Source organism: Variovorax sp. AC194, from assembly GCF_979257995.1.
Genome location: NZ_OZ409823.1, coordinates 3,180,048 through 3,201,620, shown reverse-complemented (window position 1 = coordinate 3,201,620; position 21,573 = coordinate 3,180,048). Strand labels below are relative to the sequence as shown.

16 protein-coding genes are annotated in these 21,573 nt (G+C 68.3%); 9 read left to right on the top strand and 7 right to left on the bottom strand.

The annotated features are described in order from the left end of the window. Window positions 1–27 precede the first annotated feature (27 nt). Window positions 28–1,257, top strand: coding sequence for a SprT-like domain-containing protein (locus ACZYRS_RS15360; protein WP_463419943.1), 1,230 nt, complete (start codon window positions 28–30; stop codon window positions 1,255–1,257). Then, entirely contained in the window at window positions 1,254–6,500 is a 5,247-nt protein-coding gene (locus tag ACZYRS_RS15355; RefSeq protein WP_463419942.1) for an AAA domain-containing protein, read from the top strand. Before ACZYRS_RS15360 ends, ACZYRS_RS15355 begins: the two co-directional genes overlap by 4 nt. Here ACZYRS_RS15355 and ACZYRS_RS15350 read toward each other — a convergent pair. Beyond that, a complete protein-coding gene (locus tag ACZYRS_RS15350) occupies window positions 6,475–6,846 on the bottom strand; it encodes a YgiW/YdeI family stress tolerance OB fold protein (protein ID WP_198787407.1) in 372 nt (123 codons plus the stop codon). The genes ACZYRS_RS15355 and ACZYRS_RS15350 overlap by 26 nt on opposite strands. A gap of 95 nt (window positions 6,847–6,941) precedes the next feature. After that, window positions 6,942–10,460, bottom strand: coding sequence for a DNA polymerase III subunit alpha (gene dnaE / locus ACZYRS_RS15345; RefSeq protein WP_463419941.1), 3,519 nt, complete (start codon window positions 10,458–10,460; stop codon window positions 6,942–6,944). Between the two features lie 61 nt (window positions 10,461–10,521). Between dnaE and ACZYRS_RS15340 the strand changes: the two genes are divergently transcribed. The 5 genes from ACZYRS_RS15340 (at window position 10,522) to ACZYRS_RS15320 (ending at window position 15,804) form a co-directional block, all read left to right on the top strand. Continuing rightward, window positions 10,522–11,313 (top strand): sulfurtransferase, encoded by a 792-nt coding sequence (locus tag ACZYRS_RS15340; RefSeq protein WP_463419940.1) that lies wholly within the window; start codon window positions 10,522–10,524, stop codon window positions 11,311–11,313. A 33-nt stretch (window positions 11,314–11,346) separates the two neighbouring features. Further along, on the top strand, window positions 11,347–12,048 hold the full coding sequence (locus ACZYRS_RS15335; RefSeq protein ID WP_198787404.1) for a response regulator: 702 nt from the start codon (window positions 11,347–11,349) through the stop codon (window positions 12,046–12,048). Next, the gene (locus ACZYRS_RS15330; RefSeq protein WP_463419939.1) at window positions 12,014–13,597 is read left to right on the top strand and encodes a sensor histidine kinase; all 1,584 of its coding nucleotides are present in this window, start codon (window positions 12,014–12,016) and stop codon (window positions 13,595–13,597) included. Before ACZYRS_RS15335 ends, ACZYRS_RS15330 begins: the two co-directional genes overlap by 35 nt. A 115-nt stretch (window positions 13,598–13,712) precedes the next feature. Beyond that, a complete protein-coding gene (locus ACZYRS_RS15325) occupies window positions 13,713–14,231 on the top strand; it encodes a tripartite tricarboxylate transporter TctB family protein (RefSeq protein ID WP_463419938.1) in 519 nt (172 codons plus the stop codon). Between the two features lie 4 nt (window positions 14,232–14,235). Continuing rightward, the gene (locus tag ACZYRS_RS15320) at window positions 14,236–15,804 is read left to right on the top strand and encodes a tripartite tricarboxylate transporter permease (RefSeq protein WP_463419937.1); all 1,569 of its coding nucleotides are present in this window, start codon (window positions 14,236–14,238) and stop codon (window positions 15,802–15,804) included. Between the two features lie 71 nt (window positions 15,805–15,875). Here ACZYRS_RS15320 and ACZYRS_RS15315 read toward each other — a convergent pair whose 3' ends face one another. The 5 genes from ACZYRS_RS15315 to ACZYRS_RS15295 form a co-directional block, all read right to left on the bottom strand. Further along, window positions 15,876–16,292, bottom strand: coding sequence for a hypothetical protein (locus ACZYRS_RS15315; RefSeq protein WP_463419936.1), 417 nt, complete (start codon window positions 16,290–16,292; stop codon window positions 15,876–15,878). A 130-nt stretch (window positions 16,293–16,422) separates the two neighbouring features. Next, window positions 16,423–17,346 carry a pirin family protein gene (locus ACZYRS_RS15310; protein ID WP_463419935.1) on the bottom strand — a complete coding sequence of 308 codons (924 nt, stop codon included), beginning with the start codon at window positions 17,344–17,346 and terminating at the stop codon, window positions 16,423–16,425. Window positions 17,347–17,371: 25 nt separating this feature from the next. After that, window positions 17,372–17,923: a flavodoxin family protein gene (locus ACZYRS_RS15305; protein WP_463419934.1), complete on the bottom strand. Its 552-nt coding sequence runs from the start codon at window positions 17,921–17,923 to the stop codon at window positions 17,372–17,374. 146 nt (window positions 17,924–18,069) lie between these two features. Beyond that, complete coding sequence (locus tag ACZYRS_RS15300) at window positions 18,070–18,480, bottom strand: DoxX family protein (protein WP_463419933.1); 411 nt, start codon at window positions 18,478–18,480, stop codon at window positions 18,070–18,072. A 77-nt stretch (window positions 18,481–18,557) separates the two neighbouring features. Further along, window positions 18,558–19,259, bottom strand: coding sequence for a pirin family protein (locus tag ACZYRS_RS15295; RefSeq protein ID WP_463419932.1), 702 nt, complete (start codon window positions 19,257–19,259; stop codon window positions 18,558–18,560). A 164-nt stretch (window positions 19,260–19,423) separates the two neighbouring features. On the opposite strand from ACZYRS_RS15295, the gene ACZYRS_RS15290 reads away from it, so the two are divergent. Both ACZYRS_RS15290 and ACZYRS_RS15285 read left to right on the top strand, forming a co-directional pair. Beyond that, window positions 19,424–20,377, top strand: a complete 954-nt coding sequence (locus ACZYRS_RS15290) for a LysR family transcriptional regulator (protein WP_198787395.1) — start codon at window positions 19,424–19,426, stop codon at window positions 20,375–20,377. Between the two features lie 96 nt (window positions 20,378–20,473). Then, the gene (locus ACZYRS_RS15285) at window positions 20,474–21,568 is read left to right on the top strand and encodes an NAD(P)/FAD-dependent oxidoreductase (protein ID WP_463419931.1); all 1,095 of its coding nucleotides are present in this window, start codon (window positions 20,474–20,476) and stop codon (window positions 21,566–21,568) included. Window positions 21,569–21,573: the final 5 nt, after the last annotated feature.

Here is a 21,573-nt window from a genome sequence, read left to right as displayed (position 1 = left end):
AGCAATTCATTGCCTGGCGCTCCTGACATGGTCGCAACCCCTCCTGCCGCTCCCGCCGTTCGCCTCGACGACCTGACCCCGCTCCCCTACCAGCAGGCCCTGGCCGCCCATTTGCAGGCGAACGAGCCAGAGGTCTGGCACTGGGCCGCCTCCGCCGAGGCGCGCGAAGAGCATGCCGCGGCCGTGCGCGCCGACCTGCTGCGCAACTCGTACCGGCTCGATGCCGACGCCCACCCCGAGCTGCACGCGCATTGCAGCGCGGCGGTGCAGCGCCTGGGCATCACGGCGCGCGTCGCGCTCTACCAGGCGGGCGACGGCACGATGAACGCCACGCTCTTCTTCCTTCCGGGCGAGGCGCACATCGTGCTCTCGGGCCCGCTCATGGAGCGCCTGCAGGGCGCGGAGTTGCAGGCCGTGCTCGGCCACGAGTTGGCGCACTACCTGCTGTGGGAGCGCGACGGCGGCAAGTACCACGTGGTCGACCGCATCCTGCAGGCCGCGGCGGCCGATTCGCGCGCCGACGCGAGCCACCTGCATGCGGCGCGGCGCTACGGCCTCTACACCGAGGCCTTCGCCGACCGCGGCGCCTGCATCGCCTGCGAAGCGCTCGAACCCGCGGTGACCGCGCTGGTCAAGGTGCAGACGGGCCTGAACCAGGTCAACGCGGCGAGCTATCTGCGGCAGGCCGACGAGATCTGCGCCGCGCCCGAACTCCAGACGCGCGGCACCAGCCACCCCGAGGTGTTCGTGCGGGCGCGGGCGCTGCGCTTGTGGACCGAGCGCCAGCCCGAGGCCGACGAATGGCTGGCCGGCGCGCTCGAAGGCCCGCTGGACATCGCCACGCTCGACCTGCTCGGCCAACAGCGCGCCGATGCGCTGACGCGCGAGACCATCGCCCAGTTGCTGCAGCGCCCGTTCCTGCAGTCCGAACCGCTGCTGGCCCACGCACGCCGCTTCTTCCCGAACTTCGCGCCGCCCTCGGCGCCCATGCCGCCACCTGCGCCGGTGCCGGCCGGCGTGCACGACTACCTGGCCAGCGTGCTGGTCGATTTCGTCGCGGCCGACCCCGACCTGGACGACGTCACGCTCGCCGCCGCGCTCGGTCTCGCCGAAGCGATGGGCTGCACCACGCAACTCGAAGAGCGCGTGGTCAAGGACATGCGCTTTCCCAAGCGCAGCCTCACCCGCGTGAAGCGCGACGCTGCCACGCTGCTCGAAAAGGCGGCCGCCCAACACCTGCAAGGCGCCTCCGCATGAACGCCACCGTCGCCCCTCTTCTGCAACTGCTGGACACCGCCGACGCCCACGGCGGCCTGCAGACCGACGATGTGCTCAGCCTCGTGCTGCCGCTGCTGCGCGAAGTGTCCGCCCTGCACGAGCAAGGCAAGGTCGCCGCGCTCGGCACCGCCTTCGCCTACCGCGTCGACGACACGCCCGCCCTCGTGCTGGCCCAGCCCGAAGGCGCCGACCCGCGCCAGAACCGCGAAGCCATCGCGCCGCTCGAAGCGCCCGCCGCCTCCGTGCTGCGCGTGGTCGGCGAGCACCGCGTGACGCTCGATGCCGACGAAGGCGTCTCGGTCGAGAACCTCGCGCTCATGGCCGACGCCGCGCCCGATGCATTGCCGACGCGCCCCGTCTACCTGCCCGGCTACACCGCGTGGGAACTGCGATTCGCGCACCACGATGCGCTGACCGACATCCTCTGCCTCGGCCAGGTGCTCGCCAGCCTCTCGTGCGGCCTGGACTTCACCGACAGCGAAGAGCTCAGCCGCTTCGTCGCGAACCGCGGCAATCTCTTCGCGCTCAACCGCCGCCTGCACCCCGTGGTTGGCGCGGTGATCGGCGAGATGACCGCGCTGGACCGCCACGAGCGCGCGCGCGACCTGCCCTCGGTGATCCGACGCCTGGAGACCTACCGCGACCAGCCGCTGGACCTGGGCCTGGACCGCATCGCGCCCGCGAAAGACGGCGCGGGCCAGCGCCGCCAGGCGATCCGCGTGCACCTGCGCGACCGCCTCTTCGACCTCTCGCGCCGCAACCGCCTCCTGCATTTCAAGCCGAGCCAGACGCATGTGAACCTCACGGTGGCGAGCGTGCCGCTGGTGGTCGACATCAAGAACATCCGCGTCGACCAGCTGTGCCTGTGGGACGGCCGCTTCGCGAGCGACATCGCCAGCTGCGACCCGGTGCCGCTCGCGCGCTGGCTGCGCTTCGAGGACCAGCCGTACCTCCCGGGCGCGCTCGACCGCATCCTGCAGGAGGCGCGGCGCGACCGCTCCGAATACGGCTTCTCGCAGCTCTCGCTGGTGATCGCGTTCCTGCGCTGGCACAACCTGAAAGAGGGAGAGGCCGAGCGGGCCGAGCGCATCGCCTCACCGCTCCTGATGCTGCCCGTCGAGCTCACGCGCAAGAAGGGCGTGAAGGACCAGTACCTGCTCGAAGCCGCTTCCAGTGAGGCGCAGGTGAATCCGACGCTCAGGCACCACCTGCGCCAGCTCTACGGCATCGTGCTGCCCGAGAGCATCGACCTGCGCGAGACCACCATCGAGCAGTTCCACGCCCAGCTGGCCGCGCAGATCGCGGCGACCGAGCCCGGCGTGCAGCTGCGGCTGGTCAAGCAGCCCGAGATCGAACTGATCCACCAGCGCGCGCGCCAGCGGCTCGAACAGTTCAAGCGGCGCGCCCGCGTGCGCCACCCCGGCGCGCAGCCCGTGGCGGCGCAGGACTTCAGCTATGCGAAGGACGACTTCCGCCCGCTCGGGCTGCAGCTCTTTCACGCCAAGGTGCGGCCGGTTCCGCTGTCGCTGCGCGATGCGGTCGGCGCGCGCCCCTTGCCGCGCGCGCCGCAGATGGCGTCCACCGCCGCGCAGACCGAACAGAAGACCTACTCGCTGCACGAGAGCAGCGGCAACCCCTACCAGTGGGACGTGGACCTCACCTCGGTCACGCTCGGCAACTTCAACCACCGCAAGATGTCGCTGGTGCGCGACTACTCGGCGCTGAGCGAAACCGAGATCGCGAGCGACGCCTTCGACCGCGTGTTCTCGCTGCAGCCGCGCCAGGTCGATGCCCAGACGCCCGCCGCGCTGCCGCTGGCCGACCAGTGGCCCGTGGTGCAGGCCGATGCCACGCAAACCGCCGCCGTCGCGCTCGCGCGCACCGGCACCAGCTACATCATCCAGGGCCCGCCCGGCACGGGGAAGTCGCAGACCATCACCAACCTCATCGCCGACTACGTGGGACGCGGGCAGCGCGTGCTGTTCGTCTGCGAGAAGCGCGCCGCCATCGACGTGGTGTTCCATCGCCTGCGGCAGCAGGGGCTGGACGAGCTGTGCTGCATGATCCACGACTCGCAGGGCGACAAGAAGGCCTTCGTGCAGAACCTCAAGAAGACCTACGAGCACTGGCTCGCGGCGCCCGAGGAACTGGGGGCCGAGACCCGCGAGCGCACGCAGCTCGTGGACATGATGGACGCGGACCTGAAGGCGCTCGAACGCTTCGACGCCGCGATGCGCGAGACGCCCGAGCACCTGGCCGTGGCAGTGCGCACGCTGATGGCGCGGCTGATCGCGCTCAAGCCGCACGACCCGGCACTCACGCCACTGCAATCCGAAGCATTGCCGGCCTTCGCGGCATGGCGCCGGCATGAAGACCTGGTCGCGCGCCTGCACCTCGCCGTCACAGAAAGCCTCGACGTGCCCTACCTCTCGGCGCATGCGTTCGCGCAACTCGCACCCGCGTTGCTGCGGCAGGAGCGGCCGTTGGCGCGGCTGGTCGAACTCAGCGACCGCGCGGCGGAACAGACCGGCCCGCACCGCGATGCATTGACCGACGCCTGGCCGCCGCTGGGCGATGCGCCCACGCTCTGGGGCGATGCGCTGGCCGTTGTGGCCGATGCGCGCCGCGTGGCCGCACTGGCCGCGCGCGGGCATCTCTCGCTGCTCGACATCGCGCACCCCACGAGCCTCGCGTTTGGCGAGGCGATGGCGCAGCGCCGTGCGCTGCAGCAGGTGCTCAAGGAGGCCCTCGAGCGCACGAACCACTGGCGCGACAGGTTCTCGCCGGGCGACACCGAAGCCGGCCTCGCCCAGGCCAAGGCGCAGCAGGGCTCGCTGCTGCGCTGGCTCCAGCCCTCGTGGTGGCGCCTGTCGGGCGAACTCAAGCGCCGCTACGACTTCGCCAAGCACGCCGTCCGCCCGCAGCCCAGCCAGGTGCTCGAAGAACTGCTGGCCGAGCACACGGCCCGCGCAGCCGTCGCCAAGCAGGCCGCGCAGATCGAGGCCACCTACGGCTGCGCCGACCCCGACGATTTCGTGCAGCAGCTCGATGCCCTGCGCCGCGGCGATGCCGCCGGCACCGGCGTGCGCGCGGCCTTCCACGCGCACCTGCGCACCGAGCCCGGCGCGAGCCGCAACGTCGAACGGCTGGCCGCGCTCGGCGAGCGCACCGACGCGCTCGATGCCCTGTGGCGCGACCTGCTGGACGACCCCGCGGCGCAGCCGCTGGCCGCGCTCGAAGCGCTGGCCCGCACGCTGCGCGAGCAGACCGACACCCTGCCGAGCGTGCTGCCCCACCTGCAGGAACTGGCCGATGCCGACCCGGCCCTGGCCAAGGCGCTGCGCACATTGCCGCTCGCACCCGAAGCCATCGAATACGCCGTCGCGCGCGAAGGCCTGGAGCGCGTCTACCGCACCGAGCGCTGGCTGCCGCGCTTCGACAGCGCCGCGCTCGCGCGCCATGCGCAGCGCCTGGCCGAGGGAGAGCGCAAGCTGCTCGACCGCAATGCCCGCACGCTCGCCGCCGCGGTGCGCGAGCGCTTTCGGGCGCACGTGCGCACCAGCGCCCTCCCCGCGAGCCAGCTCGACGCTGCTGGCAAGCTCTTCAAGAAAAGCTACAACGCCGGCCGGCGCGAGCTCGAGCACGAGTTCGGCAAGACCATGCGCTACAAGGCGATCCGCGAACTCGCCTCGGGCGAGACCGGGCAGGTGGTGCGCGACATGAAGCCGATCTGGCTCATGAGCCCGCTCTCGGTGTCCGACACGCTGCCGCTCGCGGCCGACCTCTTCGACGTGGTGATCTTCGACGAGGCGAGCCAGATTCCGGTGGAAGAAGCCGTGCCCGCGCTCTACCGCGCGCCGCAGATCATCGTGGTGGGCGACGAGATGCAGCTGCCGCCGACGAGCTTCTTCTCCTCGGGCCGCGACCCCGAGGACGATACCGTCTCCGTCGAAGACGAAGACGAAGGCGACCGCATCGCCGTGGTGCTCGATGCCGACAGCCTGCTGAACCAGGGCGCGCGCAACCTGCCGGCCACGCTGCTCGCCTGGCACTACCGCAGCCGCTACGAGTCGCTGATCGGCTTTTCGAACGCGGCCTTCTATGCGGGCAACCTCTTCACCATTCCGGACCGGAGCCTGCCTTCGGATGCGCGTGAAGAGATCCTCGTGCAGTCGCGCAACCCGACCGACGCCTCGGTGGCCGCGAACGTCGACGCCCTGCTCTCGCGCGCCATCAGCTTCCACCGCGTGACCGATGCGGTGTACGAGAACCGCATCAACGACGGCGAGGCGCGCCACATCGCGCAGCTGGTGCGCGAACTGCTCAAGCGCGAGACCGGGCGCAGCCTGGGCATCGTCGCGTTCTCGGAAGCGCAGCAGACCGAGATCGAGGCCGAGCTCGACGCGCTGGGCGCCATCGACAGCGACTTCGCCGCGCGGCTGGAAGCCGAGTACGTGCGCGAGGAAGACGACCAGTTCTGCGGCCTCTTCATCAAGAACCTGGAGAACGTGCAGGGCGACGAGCGCGACATCATCATCCTGAGCATCTGCTACGGCCCGAACCCCGAGGGCCGCATGCTGATGAACTTCGGCCCGATCAACCAGCGCGGCGGCGAGAAGCGGCTCAACGTGATCTTCAGCCGCGCGCGGCACCACATGGCCGTGGTCTCCACGATCCGCCACGAAGCCATCACCAACGACCACAACGAAGGCGCCGCGGCGCTCAAGCAGTTCCTGCGTTATGCGGAGTGCCTGTCGCGCGGCGATTCGGCGACCGCGCGGCGCGTGCTCGAGGGCATGAACCCGCTCACGCGCGGCAGCAGCGCGCCCCATGCGCGCGCCGACGAAGTGACGGCGCAGCTCGCGGCCGCGTTGCGTGCGCGCGGCCATGCGGTCGATGAACAGGTGGGCCAGTCGCGTTTTCGCTGCGACCTCGCGCTGCGTGCGCCGGAGGCCGGGCACTATGCGCTGGGCATCCTCGTGGACACCGCGACGCACTACGAGAACCGCAACGTGCTGGAGCGCTACGTCTCGCGTCCGCGCGTGCTCGATGCGTTCGGCTGGCAGGTGGTGCAGGTGCTGGCCAAGGACTGGCTGCACGCGCCGGAGGCCGTGCTCGAGCAGATCGAGCTGGCGCTGCGGAAGAAGGGCAAGAAGGCGGCGGTGGAAGAAGCCCCCGCTGCCGCCGCGGCAGAGGTCAGCGCGCCAGGCTCAGCCGCTTGACGTCCAGCTCGGCCTTGCCGACGAGGTCCTTGTCGAACTCGCCCGAGATCTCGACGCGCACTTTGTCGTCGATCTTCACGCCGGGCGGGAAGTGCTTGGCATCGATCTCCACCTTCATGCGGCCGGTGTCGTCGGCGAAGGTGTAGTGCTCGCCGCCGTCGTGCGAGACGATGAAGCCGCGCAGCGTGGCGTGCTGGTCGTCCTTGCCGGTGTCCAGCAGTTGCTTGACCGTCATCGTCGGCACGCTGCTCGGGCCGGCGTACTGGGCGAAGGCGGCGGACATCGCCAGCGACATGCCGAGTGCGAGCGCGGCGGTCTTCAGGGTCTTGGTCTTTTGGTGGGTCATGGCAATCGTTCCTCCTCGAACAGCCTGGTTGTGAAGAAACAGATGGACGCGCAGTACGCCCAAACGTTCCACGACCCCAAAAAGCCAGGGGCCATTCACTCGTAGACGATCAGCGCCTTGCCCGCCTCCGCCTGTGCCGTCCAGCTCGCGAGCGCGGCATCGGTCGGGAAGAACTTGGCGCGCTCGCCCAGCTGCAGCTCGACCTGCGCGCCGCCCCGCGCCATCGACAGGCGCACCGGCAAACCCTGAACCAGATCGCCGACTTCCGTCTGCTCGGTGCGCGGCGGAAAGTCCTTCACCAGCCGCGCGATGTCCGGCGCCTTGCCGTTCACCGCCACGCGCAGGAACTTGCCGAAGCGGCAGCGCGCCGTCGCCAGGTCCCACACCTGCTGCACCTGGAAGCGCGCCTCGAAACCGCCGCGCGCGGGTTGCAGCCGGCCGCTCACGATGACGAGCTCGTCGTCCTTCAAGGTGTTGCGGTTGGCATTGATGAGCGCCTCGTCGGCCGTCGCATCGATGGACTCGGACTTGTCGTCCAGCTTGAAGATCGCGAGCCGCCCGCGCTGCCCGTTGATCACGCGAAAGTCGCTCACGATGCCCGCGATCACCTGCTGGTCGCGGCTGTCGAGCAGGTCGCCGATCTCGCGCTTGCAGAAGCGCCGCACCTCGTGCGAGACCTCGTCGAACAGGTGGCCCGAGAGGTAGAAGCCGACGGCGGTTTTCTCGAGCGTCAGGCGCTCCTTCACGCCCCACGGCGTGGCATCGACCAGGTCGGGTTCGGCGGTGGCCGAGCCGTGCTCGCAGTCGCCGAAGATGTCGACCTGCGAGGCGTTGGCCGCGGTCGCGCTGGCGAAATCGAAGGCGCGGTCCAGCGAGGCGATCAGCGCCGCGCGGTTCTGCTGGATCGCATCGAACGCGCCCGCCTTGATGAGCGCCTCGACCGTGCGCTTGTTGATGCGCTGGCGATCGATGCGCACGCAGAAATCGAACAGGCTCTTGAACGGCCCGCCCTCTTCGCGCGCCCGCACCACGGCCTCGACCGCGAGCTGGCCCGTGCCCTTGACGGCGCCCAGGCCGTAGCGGATCACCCGGTCGGTGACCGGCTCGAAACGGTAGTTGCCGCGGTTCACGTCCGGCGGCTCGAAGGTGATGCCGAAGTTCTTCTGGGCGTCTTCGAACAGCAGCTTGAGCTTGTCCGTGTCGTCCATTTCCACGGTCATGTTGGCGCAGAAGAATTCGGCCGTGTAGTGGACCTTGAGCCAGCCCGTGTGGTATGCGAGCAGCGAGTAGGCGGCCGCGTGCGACTTGTTGAAGCCGTAGCCCGCGAACTTCTCCATCAAGTCGAAGATCTCGTCGGCCTTGTCCTGCGGAATGCCGTGCGTGGCGAGCGCGCCCGCGCGGAATTTCTCGCGGTGCTCGGCCATCTCCTCGAGCTTTTTCTTGCCCATTGCGCGGCGCAGCAGGTCGGCGCCGCCGAGCGAGTAGCCGCCCAGGATCTGCGCGGTCTGCATCACCTGCTCCTGGTAGACCATGATCCCGTAGGTCTCCGAGAGCATCTCGGCGACGGCCGGGTGCGGGTACTCCACCTCTTCGCGGCCGTGCTTGCGCGCGACGAAACTGGGGATCAGGTCCATCGGGCCCGGACGGTACAGCGCGTTGAGCGCGATCAGGTCTTCCAGGCGCGTGGGCCGCGCGTCCTTCAGCATGCCCTGCATGCCGCGCGATTCGAACTGGAACACCGCTTCGGTCTTGCCTTCGGAGAAGAGCCGGTAGGTGGCCGCGTCCTTGAGCGGAATGTTCTCGAACGCGAAGTCCTCCTGGCCCTTGTGGCGCGCGACGATGAACTCTTTCGCGATCTCCAGGATGGTGAGCGTGGCGAGGCCCAAAAAGTCGAACTTCACCAGGCCGATGGCTTCGACGTCGTCCTTGTCGTACTGGCTCACGGCCGAGTCGCTGCCCGGCTGCTGGTAGAGCGGGCAGAAATCGGTGAGCTTGCCCGGCGCAATCAGCACGCCGCCGGCGTGCATGCCGATGTTGCGCGTCATGCCTTCGAGCTTCTGCGCGAGCTCGACCAGCATGCGCACTTCTTCTTCCTTCTCGATGCGCTGCGCGAGCTGCGGCTCCATCTCGATGGCGTAGTTGTTCTTGTCGCCCTCGATCTTTTTCTCGGGCGGATACTGCAGCGTGACCGACATGCCCGGCTTGTTCGGAATCAGCTTGCTGATGCCGTCGCAGAACATGTAGCTCATGTCCAGCACGCGGCCCACGTCGCGGATGGCCGCGCGCGCGGCCATCGTGCCGAAGGTGGCGATCTGGCTCACGGCGTTGCGGCCGTACTTGTCCTTCACGTAGTCGATCACGCGATCGCGGTTGCCCTGGCAGAAGTCGATGTCGAAGTCGGGCATCGAGACGCGCTCGGGGTTCAGGAACCGTTCGAACAGCAGCTTGTATTCGAGCGGGTCCAAGTCGGTGATCTTCAGCGCATACGCCACCAGCGAGCCCGCGCCCGAGCCCCGGCCCGGGCCCACGGGGCAGCCGTTTTCCTTGGCCCACTTGATGAAGTCGCCCACGATCAGGAAGTAGCCGGGGAAGCCCATGTTCAGGATCGTGTTGATCTCGAACTCCAGGCGCTCCACGTAGCGCGGCCGCTCGGCATCGCGCTTGGCCGCGTCGGGGTAGAGGTGCGCGAGGCGCACTTCCAGCCCCTCGAACGATTCCTGCCGGAAGAAGTCGTCGATCGGCATGCGCACGCCGTCGCTCACGAAGGGCGTGGGGAAGTCAGGCAGCTGCGGCTTGCCCAGCACCAGCGTCAAGTTGCAGCGCTTGGCGATCTCCACCGTGTTGGCCAGCGCGCTGGGCACGTCGGCGAACAGGGCCTGCATCTGGGCGGTCGACTTGAAGTACTGCTCTTCGGTGAACTTGCGCACGCGGCGCGGGTTGCCGAGGATCTCGCCTTCGGAGATGCACACGCGCGCCTCGTGCGCCTCGTAGTCCTGCCGTTCGGCGAACTGCACCGGGTGCGTGGCGACCACCGGCAGCTTCAGGCGTGCCGCGAGCTTCACCGCGGCGACCACGTGCGGCTCGTCTTCCGGACGGCCCGCGCGCTGCAGCTCGATGTAGAAACGGTGCGGGAACATGCCCGCCAACTTCAGCGCCAGCTCGGCGGCGCGCTCTTCCTGCCCCTGCAGCAGCGGCACGCCCAGCGGCCCCGCCTGCGCGCCCGAGAGCACGATCAACCCGCCCGAAAGTTCTTCGAGCCATTCGAGTTTGCAGGCGGCCTGCGACTGGCCGCGGCCCACGTTCTGCGTCCACGCGCGCGCGAGCAATTCGGACAGGTGCAGATAGCCCTCGGTGTTCTGCACCAGCAGCACGATACGGGTGAGCACGCCGGGCTCCTTGCCCAACCCTTCGATGAAGATTTCAGCGCCGATGACGGGCTTGACGCCCTTGCCCCGCCCCTGCTTGTAGAACTTGACCGCCCCGAACAGGTTGTTCAGGTCGGTGATGGCCAGTGCGGGCTGCTTGTCGGCAGCGGCGGCCTTGATGACTTCGTCGATCCGGTTGGTGCCGTCGACGACGGAAAATTCGGTGTGCAGGCGCAGGTGAACAAACATCCGGTCATTGTAGAAAGCCGCACCCCACGATGTGGGTTGGCAATCCCTACAATCGCGCCCCGTGCAAGAGATTCTGAATATCGCGGCCTACAAATTCGTGGCCATAGACGACAGCCCCGTGCTGCGCGAAGACCTGCGTGCCCGCACCCAGGCCCTGGGCCTCATGGGCACCATCCTGCTGGCGCCCGAGGGTATCAACCTGTTTCTGGCCGGGCCGCCGGACGCCATCCATACCTTCCTGGCCGAGCTGCGTGCCGACGCGCGCTTCGCCGACCTCGAAACCAAGGAAAGCTGGTCCGCGGCACAGCCCTTCAGGCGCATGCTGGTCAAGCTCAAGCGCGAGATCATCCGCATGGATCACCCGGCCATCCAGCCGGCCGCAGGCCGTGCCCCCGGCGTCGATGCGCCCACCCTCAAGCGCTGGCTCGACCAAGGCCACGACGATGAAGGCCGCGAGATCGCCCTCCTCGATACGCGCAACGACTTCGAGGTCGACGAAGGCACCTTCGACGGCGCGATCGACTGGCGCATCACCAAGTTCACCGAATTCCCGCCCGCGCTGAAAGCACACCGCGCCGATTTCGCGGGCAAGACCGTGGTGAGCTTCTGCACCGGCGGCATCCGCTGCGAGAAGGCCGCGATCCTGATGCGGGAGGAAGGCATCGAGCACGTGCTGCAGCTCGAAGGCGGCATCCTCAAATACTTCGAGGACGTGGGCGGTGCGCACTATCACGGCGACTGCTTCGTGTTCGACGGCCGGCGCGCCCTGGCGCCCGACCTGAGCGCGCGCGCGGCCGATGCCAGCGCACGCGCCTCGGAAGACATCGACCTGGGCCGCGGCCTGAAAAAATAAACGGCACAAACGGGCACTAACCGGCAATCCCTCATGCGCATCCTCCTGGTGGAAGACGAACTGGACATGGCCTCGTGGCTCGTCCGGGCGTTGACCCAGAGCGGCTTCGTCGCCGACCACGCGCCCGATGCGCGCACCGCCGAGGCCTTCATGGCCGGCACCGAATACGACGCCATCGTCCTGGACCTGCGCCTGCCCGACAAGCACGGCCTGAGCGTGCTGGCCGACATGCGCGATGCGGACGACCGCACCCCCGTGCTCATCCTCACCGCGCAGGGCGCGCTGCAGGACCGCGTGCGCGGCCTGAACCTGGGCGCGGACGATTTCCTCACCAAGCCTTTCGAGCTGGTCGAGCTCGAGGCACGCCTGGCGGCGCTGGTGCGGCGCAGCCGCGGCAAGCAGCATCCGCGGCTGCAGTGCGCCTCGCTCTCGTACGACAGCGAGAGCCACGCCTTCACGCTGCGCGGCACGCTGCTGTCGCTCACGCCGCGGGAGCAGGCCGCGCTCACCGCGCTCCTGATGCGCAGCGGCGCGCCGGTGGGCAAGTCGCAGCTCTTTGCCAAGGTGTTCACCAACGACAGCACCGCGGGCCCCGACGCCATCGAGGTGGTGCTGCATCGCCTCCGGCGCAAGCTCGCGGACAGCGACGTGCGCATCGTCACCGTGCGCGGGCTGGGCTACATGCTCGAGGGCATTGCCGATGGACCCCCAGGCGCCCCGCCCGCAGCGGCCTGAATTGCGGACCGAACCGCGGCGCTTCGGCATCCGCGCGCGCCTGCTCGCGCTGCTGCTGCCGGGCATCGTCGCGCTGCTGGCGCTGGACAGCTGGAACGACTACCGCACGCTCACCGATTCGCTGGTGCTCGCCTACGACCAGAGCCTGCTGGAGCCCGTGCAGGCGCTGGCCAACGGCATCGTGGTCGCGAGCGACGGCAGCGTGCGGGTGCAGGAGGCCTTCTCGGTGCAGGCGATGTTCGAGTCCACGCACCTGCGCTACAAGTACCTGCACGTCGGCGTGCAGCGCATTCCCAAGGGCGAGACACTGGACACCAATGCGCCGGAGACCACGCTCATGGGCGTGCCCGGCCTGCCCCGCCCCGCCGAACGCCCGCCCGACGGCACGCCCGTGTTCTACGACGCGGTGCACGAGCAGCACCCGGTGCGCGTGGCCGCGCTGCGCCAGACGGTCTACGACAACACCCACGCCGGCACCGCGTACAGCGTGCTCATCCAGGCCGCAGAAGGCACCGGCCCGCGCCTGCAGGCGCAGAACGAATCGCTCGAGCAGGAGCTGCTGCGCGACGCGCGCATGGTGCTGGTGATGGCCGTGCTGGTGTGGCTGGGCGTGGCCTGGACGCTGCGTCCGCTGGAGCGCCTTCGCCGGTCGCTGCGCGAGCGCCGGCGCGATGACCTGAAGCCGCTCGACGCGAGCGGCGTGCCGCAGGAAGTGGTGCCGCTGGTGGACGCGGTCAACCACCACATCGCGGACCACCGGCGCATGGTGGCCGAGCAGTCGCAGTTCCTGGCCGATGCCTCGCACCAGCTGCGCACGCCGCTGAGCATCCTGTCGATCCAGGCGGGCTACGCGGTGCGCGAGACCGACCCGGCGCGCATGCGCGAATCGCTGCACGCGATCGTCGCGCAGCTGGCGCGCACGCGGCGCCTGAGCGAGCAATTGCTGGCGCTGGCGCATGCCACGACCGAAGAGGAAATCACGGGCGGCACCGAGCCCGCGGTGGTCGACCTCAGCGACATCGCGCGCGCCGTGGTGCTGCAGTACCTGCCGCTCGCGCGCGAGCACGACCAGGACCTGGGCTGGGTCGATGCACGCGGCGAACCGGAGGCGCAGGACAAGCTGGACGGCGACAGCGACGACGACAACGCGCCCCCCGTGCTGCCCGTCGAGGCCAACGGCGCCGAGCTGCACGAGGTGCTCGCCAACCTCGTGCACAACGCCATCAAGTACACGCCGCGCGGCGGCAACATCACGGTGACCGTGCGGCGCGAGGCCTCGCACGCGCTGGCCGAGGTGTGCGACAGCGGCCCGGGCATCGCGCCCGAGCGGCGCGACAGCGTGTTCGAGCGCTTTCACCGCGACCCCGCCGCCAACGCCGCCACGCAAGGCGCGGGCCTCGGCCTGGCCATCGCGCGCGGCTATGCGCGGCGCAACGGCGGCGAGATCGGACTGGACAGCGCCGACATGCCCGAGCGTCCGAACGGCGGCGGCCTCCGCGCGATCCTCAAGCTCCCATTGGCCGTTTTACCTAGGGTTTCTGCGGGGTAGCGCGGTACGCAATTACACGTATTTTGAAGGTCCAGAGGCCTTTCGCACTCGTATCGAAAGGCGATTGAAAGCCTCGATTCCTAGACTGCGCTCCTTCCAAATCGAAGGAGACTCAATGCACCCGCACGGTGAAGATCCGGCCTCGCACGCGCTTCGGCCCGCACCCCAATTCAAGAAGGATTACTACGGCGGCGCGTTGCTCGTGGTCATCGGCCTGGCAGCCGTCTATGCCGGCATCGGCTACCGCGTCGGCGAACTCGCGCACATGGGACCGGGCTTCTTCCCGGTCGCGCTCGGCGGTCTCCTGGCGCTCACGGGCCTCTTGATCGCGCTGTCCGCGCGCGGCGAAAAACCCGCGAGCACCGAGGCCGCATCGCACGGCCATCCGGGCGGCATGCCCGACCTGCGCGGCGGCATCTGCATCATCGTGGGCATCCTGTCGTTCCTGCTGCTGGGCGAATACGGCGGCCTGCTGCCGGCGACCTTCGCCATCGTGTTCATCTCGGCGCTGGGCGACCGTGACAACACGCTGACCGAGGCGCTGCTCTTGGCGCTCGCGATGTGCTTCATCGCGGTGGTGGTGTTCTGGTGGGCGCTGAAGCTGCAGCTGCCGTTGTTCCAATGGGGAGGCTGAAGCCATGATCGGTCAATCGCTCCACGACCTCTGGTTCGGCTTCGGTGTCGCGTTCCAGGGCTCCAATCTCCTGTGGTCGTTCTTCGGCGTGCTGGTGGGCAACCTGATCGGCGTGCTGCCGGGCATGGGCGCACTGCAGGCCATCTCGATCCTTCTGCCGCTCACCTACGCGATGCACCCGGTGCCCGCGATCCTGATGCTGGCGGGCATCTTCTACGGCTCGCAGTACGGCGGTGCCATCGGCGCCATCCTGATGAACATGCCCTCGCACCCGCCGCATGCGGTGACGTGCCTGGACGGCTACCCGATGACCAAGCAGGGCAAGGGCGGCGTCGCGCTCGGGGTGACGATGATCGCCTCGTTCTTCGCGGCGTCGGTCGGCATCATCGTGATGATCTTCGCCTCGCCCCTCTTGGTGCAGATCGCGTTCAAGTTCGGCCCGACCGAGATCTTCTCGATCATGCTGCTGGGCCTTCTTGCCGGTTCCACCATGTCGCGCGGCTCGCCGCTCAAGGGCGTGGCGATGACGATCTTCGGCCTCCTGTGCGGCGTGGTCGGCACCGACGTGAACAGCGGCAGCTTCCGCTTCGCGTTCAACCTGCCCGAGTTGAGCGACGGCCTCGAACTGGTGGCCATCTCGATGGGCCTCTTCGGCGTGGCCGACTTCCTGCTCAACGTGAACCGCATGAAGGCCATCGGCGACACGGGCACGCTCAAGCTGAGCGACATGCGCCCGAGCAAGGAAGAATTGAAGCGCGCCTTCCCCGCCATGATCCGCGGCACCATCGTCGGCACGATCTTCGGCGCGATGCCCGGCACCGGCCCGACCATCACCACCTTCATCGCCTACGCGCTGGAGCGCAAGGTCTCCAAGACGCCCGACAAGTTCGGCACCGGCATGATCGAAGGCGTGGCCGGCCCCGAGGCCTCGGCCCACTCCAAGACGCAGGTCGACTTCATCCCGACGATGAGCCTGGGGATTCCGGGCGACGCGGTGATGGCGCTGATCCTGGGCGCGCTGCTGATCCAGGGCATCCAGCCCGGCCCGCAGCTCATCACCGAGCATCCGGACATCTTCTGGGGCCTGATCGCCTCGTTCTGGATCGGCAACGTGATCCTGGTGGTGCTGAACGTGCCGATGATCGGCGTGTGGGTCAAGCTCCTGAAGGTGCCCTACAAGTACCTGTTCCCGGCCGCGATGTTCTTCATTGCGACGGGCGTGTACAGCACGCAGAACAGCCTGTTCCAGATCTGGGAAGTGCTGGTGTTCGGCATCGTCGGCGCGGTGCTGATGACGTTGGAGTTCTCGGTCGCGCCGATCCTGCTGGGCTTCGTGCTCGGGCCGATGGTGGAGGAGAACTTCCGCCGCGCGCTGCTGCTCTCGCGCGGCGACATGTCGGTGTTCGTCACGCGGCCGATCAGCGGCACCTTCATCGGGTTGTGCGTGCTGCTCCTGGCCGGCGTGGGCTTCTCGGCATGGCGCGGACGCGCGGGGCGCAAGGCCATGATCGAACTGCCTAAGGCGCCCGATGGCGCACCGCCTTCGGAGGCCGTCTCGATCGGCGGCAAGTAAGCCGCGCAAGGCAATCACCCAATGAAAGGGCCCGATCCGTCGGGCCCTTTTTTCGTTCGCGCTGCTGCTTTTTACTTGAGCTTCTGCGCGAACGCCAGCATGCGTTCGCCGTCGGCGTCGGTGAACACCACCGCCGGCGTGAGGCCCACGTAGCGCCCGCCTTCGTGCGGCCGGGCCTCCACGAGCTGCAGGCCGACGAGCTTGCCGCTCTTGACGTAGCGGGTCTCGATGTAGATGCCGGTCTGGCCCTTCTTGTTGATCGGCAGCTGCGCGACGGCGGCGTAGTCGTCGGTCTTGAGCAGATGCGTGATGCGGTCCTTCAGGTGGAAGTCGTACCAGGCCTGTTCATAGACCATCGACTCGCCGGTCTGCACATGCTTGAGCATGAGGACCAGCTTGCGCTTGAAGAGCTTGAGCTCCTCCATGAGGAATTCGAAAAGATCGCCGTATTCGCCCGGTGCAACCTCGGGGGTCCGAAAAACTGCCATGTGCCTTGCTCCCTTTCTGGGGATGTCGTTGGGACGGCGACCCCCTCGATCGCCGTTTGCGGGGCGCAGCTTACTACCTCAAGGTGTCCGGAAATCTCGCGAAATCTCTCCCGCCAACGTACGAACAGGGTCAGACGGGCGTGGTGCCCGTGTCCGGCTCGCGCACGCCGAAGGGCTTGCCCGGCAGCGGAATGAATTCGGTCTCGCCGGGCACGTGGCCCATGCGTTGCGCGGCCCAGTCGGCACCGGCTTCCAGGATGCGCTCGCGCCGGCTCGAGACGAAGTTCCAGGTGATGTAGCGCGGACCGTCCAGCGGCTCGCCGCCGATCACCATGAGGCGCACGGCCGCCTCGGCCGTCAGCACGGCGCCCTGCCCGTCGGGCAGCACCGCCATCGTGTGCGCGGGAATCGCCTCGCCGTTGACGCGCGCATCGGCATCGACGGCGTAGATGGCCAGCTCGGGCGCGAGTGCGGGCAGCTCGAAGCGGCCGCCCGCGGGCAGCGCGATATCGAGGTACACGGTCTGCGCCAATGTCTTCACCGGAGAGCGCTGGCCGAAGGCCTCGCCCACCAGCACGCGCACGTTGGCGCCCTGCTCCACCAGTTCGGGAATGGCGCTGGCCGGCGTGTGCTCGAAGTTCGGCTCGACCTCCTCATGCGCCTGCGGCAATGCGGCCCAGAGCTGCAGTCCGTGGTTCACATAGGTGTCGGCCTTCAGGCGGTCGGGCTTGCGCTCGGAGTGCACGATGCCTCGCCCCGAGGTCATCCAGTTGATCGCGCCGGGCAGGATCTCCTGCACGCTTCCGAGGCTGTCGCGATGCATCATCGCGCCCTCGAAAAGATAGGTGACCGTCGCCAGGCCGATGTGCGGATGCGGCCGCACGTCGTGCTCGGTGCCGGGCTTCTCGGTGGCCGGCCCGAAATGGTCGAAAAACACGAAGGGCCCGACAGAGCGGCGCTGCGCCGCGGGCAAGAGGCGCCTCACGTTGAAGCCACCACCCAGGTCCTTGTCGTGCGGTTGAAGCAATTGGGCGTGGGCAGTGGTGTCGGTCATCGGGGGCTCCGTGGGTGGCTGGGTTTTATCCGCGCGATCTTGCCACTGCGGCAATACGTTCGCCGAATGCACGTGCCGTATCGAAGTCGCCCTTGAACATCTCGGCCGGGCTCGCGTCCGACGGCGATTGCGTCAAGAGGCCGCCGTAGCCGCCCACGTAGTTCATCGAATCGCGCGTCGCTGCCTTGTTGTTGGTCGGCAAGATGCCCATGCTGACCCAGATGCCGCTGTGCTGCATCGCGAGCGTCCACAGGTACGCCATGGTCGTGACCTTGTCGCCGTTCATGGTGGCGCTGTTGGTGAAGCCGGCGAAGAGCTTGTCCTTCCAGCCCTGCGTGTACCAGACCTTGGACGACGCATCGGCGAACTTCTTGAACTGCCAGCTCACGCCGCCCATGTAGGTGGGCGAGCCGAGGACGATCGCATCGGCCGCGGCCAATGTTTCCCAGCCGCCTTCGGGCAGGTTGCCATCGGCGTCGATCGCGAGCAGTTGCGCACCGGCCGATTCGGCCACGGCTTGCGCGATGCGTTGGGTGTGGCCGTAGCCGGAATGGAAGACGACAACGATGTTTGCCATGAATGATCTCCTGAGTGAAACGATGGTGAGCGGTGGTGAATGTCTTTTCGCGGAACACCGAGGAACCGGCTTTGCCGGGCCTCAGGTGTTGCCCCCGGTGGGGGGTTGGCGAAGCGACACGAAGTGCGCGAAGCCTGGGGGAGAGCCTATTTCTTGTCGATGCTGAAGCGGCCGGCGCCGAAGGCTGCGAAAGCGAGCATGCCGCCTGCGATCGCCAGGTTCTTGAAGAACTGCGTGTTCTGCGTCGCATCGATCCAGAACTTGTGGAAGAACAGGCCGGTCGCGACCGTGAAGATCGCCATGACCAGGGCCACCCAGCGCGTCTTGAAGCCGACCAGCAGCGCGATGCCGAAGCCGAGTTCGATGACGATCGCGATCGCCGCCGCCACCTCGGGCAGCGGCAGGCCCGCCACCTTGGTGATGTAGCCGACGGTGCCCGCAAAGCCCATCAGCTTGCCGAAGCCGGCGGGGATGAACAGCGTGGCGATCAGGATGCGGCCGATGAGCGCCAGGGTGTCCTGGGCTGCGTTGGGGGTGGTGGTGGTGGTGGTTGCCATGGTTGAAAACTCCTCGGGTTGTTGATTGAAATACAGGGGACAGAAAAAAAGCCGGGCGACAAGCGCCCGGCGGTGGATCAAGCGGTCAGGTCGAACACCAGCACTTCGGCGTCCTTGCCGGCACCCAGCGTCAATTGAGATTCGCCTTCGAGCATCGCGGCGTCGCCGCCCGAGAGCTTCTGGCCATTGACTTCGAGCTCGCCGCGAATCAGGTGCACGTAGCTCTTGCGCGCCGGGTCGAGCGCCAGGCTGGCCTTCTCTTCGCCATCGAGGAGCCCTGCGAAGAGGCGCGCATCGGCATTCACCTTCACCGAGCCGTCGCTGCCGTCGGGCGAGGCCACCAGGCGCAGCTTGCCGCGCTTCTCGGCGTCGCCGAACTGCTTTTGCTCGTAGCCCGGCGCGATGCCGCGCACGTTGGGCTCGATCCAGATCTGCAGGAAGTGCGTGGTCTCGTCTTTCTTGTGGTTGAACTCGCTGTGCATCACGCCGCGGCCCGCGCTCATGCGCTGCACGTCGCCCGGCGGAATGGATTCGATGTTCCCCATGCTGTCCTTGTGCGCCAGTTCGCCCGAGAGCACGTAGCTGATGATCTCCATGTCCTTGTGGCCATGGGTGCCGAAGCCGGCGCCCGCGGCCACGCGGTCTTCGTTGATCACCCGCAGGTTGCCGAAGCCCATGTGGGCCGCGTCGTAGTAACCGGCGAAGGAAAAGCTGTGGAACGAGCGCAGCCAGCCATGGTCGGCATAACCGCGTTCCTGTGATTTACGGACTTGCAACATCGTCGAACTCCTTTGGCCGTTCCCCGGGGGGATGTTCTGGCCTTCTTCGTATGCCGCGCCGGATGCGCAGCGGATGTGAAGAACTTTAGGCCCGCACCCCCGCGGTAAAAGCGCCCGGTTTTGATGGCATCATTCAAATTTTTTGATCAATCGATGGAGCCGCCATGCCCAGCGCCAGAGACGTACTGACCCCCGACGCGCTCGCCATGCTGCAGACGGTGGCCAACACCGGCAGCTTCGCGGGCGCGGCGCGCGCGCTCAACCTCGTGCCCAGCGCGCTGAGCTACCGGGTGCGCCAGATCGAAGACGCGCTCGACGTGCTGCTGTTCGACCGCAGCGCGCGCCAGGCGCGCATCACCGAGGCCGGCGCCGAGCTGCTGCGCGAATCGGCGCGCCTGCTGAACGAAATCGACGCGGTGGCCAACCGCGTCAAGCGCGTGGCCACGGGCTGGGAGCCGATGCTCACCATCGCGGTGGACAGCGTGATCGCGCGCGACCCGCTGCTGGACCTGGCCACCGCCTTCTTCGCGCTCGATCCGCCCACGCGGCTGAAGCTGCGCGACGAGACGCTGCTGGGCACCATCGAGGCGCTGACGAGCGGCGAGGCCGATCTGGCCATCGGCGCGGTGCTCGATGCGGCGAGCCTCGCGTTCACGGCCACCGGCATCCGCAGCCGGCCGATCGGCGAGCTGCGCTTCGTGTACGCGGTGGCACCGCACCATCCGCTCGCGCGCCTGCCCGAGCCATTGACCGACGAAGTGCTGCGCCAGTACCGCGCGGTCGCCGCAGCCGACTCGGTGCGCAGCGGGCCGAGCATGACCGTCAACCTCGTCGGCGGGCAGGACGTGCTCACCGTGCCGAGCATGCAGTTCAAGCTCGCGGCGCAATTGCACGGCCTCGGCGGCGGCTTCCTGCCCGAGCCGATGGCGCGGCCGTACATCGAGGCGGGCCATCTCATCGAACGCAAGACCGAGCGCACGCCGCCGCTGGGCACCATGCATTGCGCATGGCGCGTGCGCAGCGCGGGCGGGCCGGGGCGCGCGCTCGAATGGTGGCTCGCGCAGTTCGAGCACGAGGCCACGCGGCGCGCGCTGCTCGAGCGCCATCGGGGACGCTGAGGAACGCCCTGAGGTCCGGTCTCCCGGCGGCCCTCGCAGACCGATGTAGAGTGCGGACACATTCATTGTCTCCCTGTCAAAAGAAAAGAGTCCGCCATGAGCACCCGCGCAACTGCAAAACAAGCCGACCGTCACCGAACATCCTCCGCGTCCTCCCCCACTCCCCGCCACTACGCCGTCGTCGGCGCCGGCATCGCCGGGGTGGCCTGCGCGCGCACGCTGGTGCAGGCCGGCCACAAGGTCACGCTGTTCGAACGCGAGGCCGCGCCCGGCGGCCGCATGGCGAGCATCGACACGGCGTTCGGCCGCTTCGACAGCGGCGCGCAGTACTTCACCGTGCGCGATGCGCGATTCGCATTGGCACTCGAAGCCACGCCCAGCCTCTGCCGCCCCTGGAGCGCCAACCTCGTGCGCGTGCTCGATGCCCATGGCCGCGTGGCAGAAGCGGCATTGCCCGGCCGCGAATCGCACTGGGTCGCGCAGCCCGGCATGGACGCGCTGGTCGCCCACTGGGCCGCGCCGCTGGCCGGCAACCTCATCACCAACACGCAGGTCACGCAGATCGAGCCCGACGCGCTCGATGCCAAGCGCTGGCAGCTGCGCACCGCGGGCGAAGACGATTCGCAGCATGTGTACTCCGGCTTCGACGCCGTGCTGCTCGCCGTGCCGCCCGCGCGCACCCGCGTGCTGCTGGGCGACGGCAAGCTCTCCGCATCGATCAGCCAGAAGATCGAGCCGGTGCGCATCGCGCCGTGCTGGACGCTGATGATCGCGTTCCCGCAGGCCAACCAGCCCACCATATCGCACCTCGGCCCGCAGTGGAACGCGGCGCGCAGCACCCACCATCGCGTGGCGTGGCTTGCGCGCGAATCGTCCAAGCCCGGCCGCGAACGCATCGAGCGCTGGACGCTGCAGGCCAGCGCCACCTGGTCGCAGGAACACCTGCGCGACGACGCGCCGCGCGTCGAGGCCAAGCTGCTGCGCGCCTTCGCCGAGATCACCGGCATCCACGCCGTGCCCTCGCACGCGCAGACGCGCTGCTGGACCGAAGCCCAGACGCAGGTGCCCGTCGGCAAGACGCACCTGTGGGACGCCAAGGCGCGCATCGGTGTGGCGGGTGACTGGTGCACGGGGCACCGCGTGGAAGACGCGTTCCTCTCGGGCCTCTCGCTGGCGCTCGCGGTGATCTGATCGAT

Bases quoted from the DNA above. Each gene is read 5' to 3' on its own strand.
- ACZYRS_RS15305 (WP_463419934.1), bottom strand. From the start codon at position 17,923: ATGGCAAACATCGTTGTCGTCTTCCATTCCGGCTACGGCCACACCCAA.
- ACZYRS_RS15310 (WP_463419935.1), bottom strand. From the start codon at position 17,346: ATGACCGACACCACTGCCCACGCCCAATTGCTTCAACCGCACGACAAG.
- ACZYRS_RS15300 (WP_463419933.1), bottom strand. From the start codon at position 18,480: ATGGCAACCACCACCACCACCACCCCCAACGCAGCCCAGGACACCCTG.
- ACZYRS_RS15330 (WP_463419939.1), top strand. From the start codon at position 12,014: ATGGACCCCCAGGCGCCCCGCCCGCAGCGGCCTGAATTGCGGACCGAA.
- ACZYRS_RS15335 (WP_198787404.1), top strand. From the start codon at position 11,347: ATGCGCATCCTCCTGGTGGAAGACGAACTGGACATGGCCTCGTGGCTC.
- ACZYRS_RS15285 (WP_463419931.1), top strand. From the start codon at position 20,474: ATGAGCACCCGCGCAACTGCAAAACAAGCCGACCGTCACCGAACATCC.
- ACZYRS_RS15355 (WP_463419942.1), top strand. From the start codon at position 1,254: ATGAACGCCACCGTCGCCCCTCTTCTGCAACTGCTGGACACCGCCGAC.
- ACZYRS_RS15315 (WP_463419936.1), bottom strand. From the start codon at position 16,292: ATGGCAGTTTTTCGGACCCCCGAGGTTGCACCGGGCGAATACGGCGAT.
- ACZYRS_RS15325 (WP_463419938.1), top strand. From the start codon at position 13,713: ATGCACCCGCACGGTGAAGATCCGGCCTCGCACGCGCTTCGGCCCGCA.
- ACZYRS_RS15360 (WP_463419943.1), top strand. From the start codon at position 28: ATGGTCGCAACCCCTCCTGCCGCTCCCGCCGTTCGCCTCGACGACCTG.
- ACZYRS_RS15295 (WP_463419932.1), bottom strand. From the start codon at position 19,259: ATGTTGCAAGTCCGTAAATCACAGGAACGCGGTTATGCCGACCATGGC.
- ACZYRS_RS15320 (WP_463419937.1), top strand. From the start codon at position 14,236: ATGATCGGTCAATCGCTCCACGACCTCTGGTTCGGCTTCGGTGTCGCG.
- ACZYRS_RS15290 (WP_198787395.1), top strand. From the start codon at position 19,424: ATGCCCAGCGCCAGAGACGTACTGACCCCCGACGCGCTCGCCATGCTG.
- dnaE (WP_463419941.1), bottom strand. From the start codon at position 10,460: ATGTTTGTTCACCTGCGCCTGCACACCGAATTTTCCGTCGTCGACGGC.
- ACZYRS_RS15350 (WP_198787407.1), bottom strand. From the start codon at position 6,846: ATGACCCACCAAAAGACCAAGACCCTGAAGACCGCCGCGCTCGCACTC.